Genomic DNA, 6,535 nt, shown 5'->3' on the forward strand with positions numbered 1-6,535 from the left:
TTGTATACATATTTCAGGACGGGTCATAATGACACCTAACGGTTGGTATATGGTTTGTTGCGTGGTTAAGCACCTAATTTAGCAAATAAAAACCGAGTAGAAAATCCGCGAGGATTTTCGTAAGTAGGCCAGAATTAACAATAAATTATATACATCTTAAGTTTGTCTTTTAATAAATTTGCTATCTAATCAGAAAGAATAAAAGAGAGAATTAAGGTTAATTTATACGGTGAAGCTTAGACTTTAACATACTGCCAAGTATCTTTCCAAGAAAACCAAATTTCATAGTATAATCCATTTCTTGGATAACTTTTATCTGATTTCCTATTGTTTTAAATGAATAACTATGTTTAAATTTTGTTACAGGAAAGGAGCAAGCTGTTAATTCATAAGTTAGTGCTTCATTTGTTCTTGAAACTGTACAGGTTTCTTCAAACCAGTTTTTTCCATCAAGCATATCTACTCTTCTTTTGGATCCCTTTCCAGCCTCAGGACCACCAATTGCCGAAGATTTTTTAGTTTCAGGATCAAATTTATCTAACTCTTCAAGCGTTGATAGGGCTTTCCAAATCTTTTCTATAGGGGCATTAATAGTTATTTTGTTATGTAATTTTGCCATATTTTTTATTTTTTAAAATTACGGAGAGAAACAACACTGTTCTCTCCGCACTATTTATTGCTTATTTGAGTTCCTTTCTAAATTCTTCAGCATCATAATAAACCTTGAGGCTTTGAATTTTACCATCTTTAATTTCATACCATTCTGTCATATCTAATTTTATACTTTTCCCAGAAGGCATAGCTATATCCATTTCCATCTGAGTAATTACAAAATTTCCAGCTTCCACAGCTTGTTTCATTTCATTCCCTCTTATCATTGGCATAAAGCCTTTATTTAGTTTAGCAAATGCTTCTAATCCTTTTACTTGGTCTACTGGTCCAGTAAATACGATATCTTTAGCTATTACTTCTTTCCAAGAATCTGTTCCAGACATCATTCCTTCTCCGAAGGCTTGAAATACTTCCATTGGTGATTTTTCCATTTTAATTTAATTTTTGTGATTATTAATTTAACTTGTAATTACGAAGCAAAAATAAATATTAACTTTGGAAAAGCAAGTTAAATTACAATTAACTTTTAATTTCGAAGTTAAAAAAGAAACTATTTGCTACCTTTGAAAAATGAAAATGCGCTCACATTGCCCTATTAATTTTGCCTTAGAACACTTTGGAGATAAGTGGTCATTATTGATTATTAGGGACTTAATGTTTAAAGGTAAACGACACTATAATGAGTTTTTTGAATCTGGAGAAAAAGTTTCCACAAGTGTATTAGGAGACCGATTAAAACAATTGGAGGCATCAGGAATAATCAGTAAAGGACAGGATGCAGTTAAAAAATCTCGAATTAAATATAGCCTTACCAAAAAGGGAATCGATATGCTTCCTTTTATGGTAGATATGATTTCTTGGAGTGGGGAGCACGATAATAAAACTGAAGCAGGTGATGTTTTTTTAGCTCAAGCGAGAGATGGTAGAGATTTTTTATTGAAATCAATCAGAGAAAAATTAAAAAAAGAGCATTTGGTGGATTTCTAACCGAATTGTTGCTAACGTGTTTGTATAAGATTTTTTGCGTTGATTAAACGACTAATTTAGAAAATCCGCGAGGATTTTCGTAAGTAAGCAAGAACTAGCAATTAATTTTATACGGTGTTGGTAGTAGTTTTTATTTTCATTTTTCTTCCAAATAGTTTAAAATCTAAAGAAAAGTAACCTCCTCCACTTATTAGCAAGCTGATATAACAAATTAAATAAACAAAGCTTTTTTCTTGAAAAATAAATACTTTTCCTCCGTTAATTATCCAAGTAGCCACTATCATTGTTATAATTAATGGGATACAACTCCACCTTGTAAACAGTCCAATAATTAAAAATAATGAACAAAAGAATTCCGCAAATATAACCAAACCTAAACTTGTAGCGGTTCCCAGATTCAATGGGTCAGCAAATTCAGAACTAATTTCACTAAAATTGATAAGTCTTGGATATCCGTGTAGATAAATCATAGAAAATGATACGCCAATTCTTAATATGAATAAACCAAAACTGACACTTTTATCTGAGGTAGTAAGGGCTATTTTTTTTATAAATAATAATGGGTTCATATCTTTTAGTCTTTAAATTTTTGGAGTATAATATTTCTTGTGCCTCTTAAAATATTCTTTTTGTCTTTTGTGAGTGTCATAATATTAGAAAATCCACCATCTCTTTCTATTTTATCTTTATACGAATTTACTCTTGGGTCGTCAGAAAACCACAATCCAGTTAGCCAATATTCAGGAAAGTTTGGAGCCTCAATATTATAGTGAATATGTGCTGGTTCTCCTTCGTGACTATGATATGGAGCAGGACGAATGGTTTCAAATTCATACCTACCATTGGCATCTGTTTTCATCCAACCTCTCAAATATCCGTGGTATTTACCATTTCCTTTTTCGTTACCTTTTTTAGGATATATTCCCTTGTTATTTGTATGATGTACGTAAACAATAACATCTTTTGCAGGAGTTTTTCCATCAGGTAAATAAATCGTTCCAGAAACAATAAGTTTTTCTCCTGATTCTTCTTTAGTAGGAATAATGGTTCTCCAAGAAACATTCTTTGGAGCTTCGGAAGTTCCGCTCCAACTTGGTTTTTTAATTGATTGTGAATAAGCACTAAAAGAAAGCAATAAAGCTACAATACCTAAGGTTGTCGAATTTTTTATACGAATCATTATAATAAATTTTTAATTACCTCAAAAGTCGAAAAAATAGAATACTCTGAAAGTACAACTTGCTGTAAATAGGCTAAAAGGAGTTGTTTTAATGCTTAGTGGTTGAGAAGTGTATTCCAATTTTGACGATAATGTCTACTAAATCGAATAGTTTGCCCACTAGTAAGAATACCATCGTAATCACCGTTTTTTCTAGATTTTATTTCAGTAATATGGTTTTTATTAATAATTGCTGAACGATGAACTCTAATAAAAACTTGAGGGTCTAATAATTTTTCAAGTTTTTTCAAGCTTTCGTCGTGTAGTAATTTTTGATTATTAGAAAATACTGTTGTGTATGGTCTGTCGGTTTGAATAAATAAAATCGCAGAAGTATCTACTTTTATTCTTCGAGTTCCGTTTTTTACAGTTATAAATTTATGAATTGAAACGTTTTTTTTCTGTTGCTTTTTTCTGTTTAGGTATTCAATGACAAAAGGAAGAAACAAATATGTAATAATTGTGATTTGTGATTGATTAGAAATGGCATTTTTGAGTATTGTAGAAAATCTATGAGGTATAGGATAGATTAAATTGCTTAATAAGATGAAAATTGAAGTGAAAATAAATATATGTAATGCGCTAAAGACAAGACCAGAACCCAAAGCATAAAGAATTTTTTTTATTTGAGTTTTTGGTTGTAATTTATAGTAAACATAATTGGTAAATTGTATAAACGGAATGAATAAAAGCCAATAAATATTATATAGCATTGTATCCGACCAATAAAAACCAATTGATTTAAATATAGAAAAAAGATAATCCTGCAAGATTGCTAATCCATATATAAAGATGCAAAACAAAATTATTACTCTAAAATTCATATTTAAGAATTTGTTATTTGCTTTACTAAGTTTATCAGTTGTCATTTCTTAAATTACTACCAACGTTTTGTATAAAAATAGTAAGGGATTAAAGCTTACTTGCTTTTCGATTTAGCACTTAGCCAAATTTACAATTTTACCGTTATTTTTTATTCTAACCGTCAAATTTTAAATTTGGCGGACTTTCTTAATATGCACCAACTTTAGGTTTGGCACTTAACCCTTATTATTTTTACACTTTGTTATGTGTAGCTTATTTTCCTAGTAGTTTTTTTAAATTGCTTAAATAAATGTTTTTAATATTTGAATTCACATTTTTTTTAGCAATTTCAATTTTTTCTTTTGAGGGTTCATAAAAGACATTTGAACTATTTCTCTCTAGATTCAATAAGTATGTCACATAGTGCTCGTTGAACTTATAGTATTCTAAGCTGTTAGGGTGCCATTTTTCTTCAGTGTAAACAGACATTAGATTTTTAAAGAATTCGTCATCAAACGATTTCTTTTTTTCTTGACTGTACCATTGAAGGAATTCATTAATTGCCCCTAAATAAACCTCCGTTCTAAAGTATTGTTGAAATGAATTTTCATTAAAACTGCTATTTAAAGAGTATTTACTCAAATAGGTTTCTCGGTATTTGAATATTGATTCCAAAGCATATTCTTTTGTAGTATCTATTCTTATTCTGTTTTCATCTCTAATATCTTTTCTATAATTCACAGATTTGTAATACTTCCTAAGCCGATTTAAATAATCATCAGCGTATTTTACAGAGTTTAAATTATTCTTGCTATCCCAATTATCTATTCTAATACTTTTAGGATTATCCATGTAAATTGTTGGGGAAGAAGCTAAAAATTGAGAACACATTGAGTAATAATAATCTTGTGGTGTATTTTTGAAAACTTGATAAGTAAGAGGCATTAAATTATACTTTGATATTGTGATGAGATTTGGGAAGTTATTTTTAATATCAAAGGAAAAGCTTCCGTCAGAATTAATAATAGTGCTATCTAGGATATATTCTTGGTCTAGATAATCGAAATGATTGTATTTTTTGAGGTAAATAGTTTTTCCTGCCAATTCGGTATTATGTCCAGTTATAACAAACGATTCCTTTCTTTTTTCATTACAACCTAAAAACAATATTAGGATTGTAAGAATGGTTATTTTGATTTTCATAAGTTTTTTTAGTTACACATAACGGTTTGTGTAAGAATAGTAAGGGATTTTGAAACACTTACTTTTCAATTTAGTACTGAGCGAAATTTGCAATTTTTCTTTTAAAAAGTAATTCGAAAAATTGTAAATTTTGCGGACTTTATAAAGTGTACTAAACTTTGAATTAAGCACTAAACCCCTTATTATTTTAACACGTTGTTAGCATTTGTTGTTTTAACTCCAGCTACCCCATCTTGATGTCGAATAAATATTTACACTCAATAATGAAGAGGCAATTTTAGATTTCAAACAAGCATAAATTGCTCCTTCCGCTGCGGGAATTGCACTAGCTCCTCCTGTTGCAAAAGCAGATAGGGCAGCAACAACAGCACCTGTCAATAAACATTCTTCAACACTTTTTTTAATATCCATTGGTTTTGTAACTGAAACACGTAAAGTGTAACGTACATACATATGTTTAAATTCAGTTTTCCAACCGCAACAAAAACTCACTGGAGGAAATTTAGAAGAACAAGTTTTCGCACAAGAAGTTCTTGTTTTTGGTGGAGTTAATGGATCTAACATATCAACTAATACTCTGTCAAAAAGCACGGATTTTGTCCCGTCAGAATTATTTGTAGAGTTATCATTAATTATAGTATACGTTGATATTAAGTTATTTTCAGTATCGTGAGTAGTGTTATTTTCAGAAGATGGTGGTAAGGGTGGTTTCTGAGATACATAAATTGTTCCTTCTTGAATTGGGAATTTTTTAAAATAATTTTCCATAATAATTAAAGTTTATAGTTAATAATAAAGTTATTTTTTAATAAATGCTAACGGTTGAGCTATGAACAGTACGGGAGCAAACTTGCGTTTGCTTTCCACCACGCACATAGCAGAATCTTTTTGTTTTGTTTTTTCTTTTCCTTGTTAAAGCAAAATCTCAAAGGTTTTGCGGACATCATAAAAATACACAAACCCTGCGATTAAGCCCGAAGCCCGTATTGTTTATAGGTTTTGTTGTACGCTGGCATTTTCGTTAGTGTGTTTTGATAAATAAACAGTGGTTATTATCAATTACTTTTTAGCTTTTCGGCTACTTCATCATAATACTCTTGTGTAACTACTTCAGTCCAAGTAGTTGGTTGTCCACCACCGTATAAAGCCAAATACGTTACGTCATTAAGCTTGGTTGAGGAATGCCAATGTTCGATGTCTTTCTCACATTTAATCACATCGCCTTTTTTCAAAATTACAGGCTTATTTCCTCTCTCCTGATAATAGGCTTCTCCATCTACAATTATTAAGACTTGCACAGAACCATGTTTATGCCAGTCCAAGGTTGAGTTGGCTTTAAAAGTTGCTTTTGTAATATTATAACCCAATTCCTCGTCATCGTGTATAATGGCATTCAACCAAGCTTGTCCTATATAGTGGGTATTTGGTGCTTTTGTTCCTTCGGTAAGATAAGAGGATACACCGTAATCAGAGTCTTGGGAAAATACAGATATAGAGGCTAAAATGAACAGGAGTAAAATTGATTTTTTCATTTTCTTAAAGTTTATAAATTTCTTGTTAGTTCAGAGTTTTATGCTTGCGTACAACGACAGGGCTATGATTAGTGTCCTTTTTCAGGCTAATAGGTTTTTAGGACATTAATTATAGGACCTGTTGTAAGTTGTTTTTTTTTAATTTTTACTTTCCTATAAAATTAAGAAAAAAACCATT

At 30.5% G+C, this 6,535-nt stretch carries 9 protein-coding genes; 1 reads left to right on the plus strand and 8 read right to left on the minus strand.

The features are described 5' to 3' along the window. Positions 1-217: 217 nt before the first annotated feature. Positions 218-619: an SRPBCC family protein gene (locus V3V28_RS06825; RefSeq protein ID WP_331364272.1), complete on the minus strand. Its 402-nt coding sequence runs from the start codon at positions 617-619 to the stop codon at positions 218-220. Positions 620-680: 61 nt separating this feature from the next. Then, positions 681-1,043 carry a nuclear transport factor 2 family protein gene (locus V3V28_RS06830; RefSeq protein ID WP_331364273.1) on the minus strand — a complete coding sequence of 121 codons (363 nt, stop codon included), beginning with the start codon at positions 1,041-1,043 and terminating at the stop codon, positions 681-683. A gap of 139 nt (positions 1,044-1,182) precedes the next feature. Here V3V28_RS06830 and V3V28_RS06835 point away from each other — a divergent pair, with 139 nt between their 5' ends. Further along, complete coding sequence (locus tag V3V28_RS06835; protein WP_331364274.1) at positions 1,183-1,599, plus strand: winged helix-turn-helix transcriptional regulator; 417 nt, start codon at positions 1,183-1,185, stop codon at positions 1,597-1,599. Between the two features lie 107 nt (positions 1,600-1,706). On the opposite strand, the gene V3V28_RS06840 is transcribed toward V3V28_RS06835, so the two are convergent. The 6 genes from V3V28_RS06840 to V3V28_RS06865 form a co-directional block, all read right to left on the minus strand. Beyond that, positions 1,707-2,168: a DoxX family protein gene (locus V3V28_RS06840; RefSeq protein WP_331364275.1), complete on the minus strand. Its 462-nt coding sequence runs from the start codon at positions 2,166-2,168 to the stop codon at positions 1,707-1,709. 5 nt (positions 2,169-2,173) lie between these two features. Beyond that, on the minus strand, positions 2,174-2,779 hold the full coding sequence (locus V3V28_RS06845; RefSeq protein ID WP_331364276.1) for a dioxygenase family protein: 606 nt from the start codon (positions 2,777-2,779) through the stop codon (positions 2,174-2,176). 95 nt (positions 2,780-2,874) lie between these two features. Beyond that, complete coding sequence (locus V3V28_RS06850) at positions 2,875-3,642, minus strand: LytR/AlgR family response regulator transcription factor (protein WP_331364277.1); 768 nt, start codon at positions 3,640-3,642, stop codon at positions 2,875-2,877. A 253-nt stretch (positions 3,643-3,895) separates the two neighbouring features. After that, positions 3,896-4,825: a hypothetical protein gene (locus tag V3V28_RS06855; protein WP_331364278.1), complete on the minus strand. Its 930-nt coding sequence runs from the start codon at positions 4,823-4,825 to the stop codon at positions 3,896-3,898. Between the two features lie 213 nt (positions 4,826-5,038). Continuing rightward, entirely contained in the window at positions 5,039-5,593 is a 555-nt protein-coding gene (locus V3V28_RS06860; protein WP_331364279.1) for a hypothetical protein, read from the minus strand. A gap of 287 nt (positions 5,594-5,880) precedes the next feature. Next, positions 5,881-6,357: a cupin domain-containing protein gene (locus V3V28_RS06865; RefSeq protein ID WP_331364280.1), complete on the minus strand. Its 477-nt coding sequence runs from the start codon at positions 6,355-6,357 to the stop codon at positions 5,881-5,883. Positions 6,358-6,535: the final 178 nt, after the last annotated feature.

The sequence above is a fragment of the Polaribacter sp. genome (assembly GCF_036480315.1).
Taxonomy (GTDB): Bacteria; Bacteroidota; Bacteroidia; order Flavobacteriales; family Flavobacteriaceae; genus Polaribacter.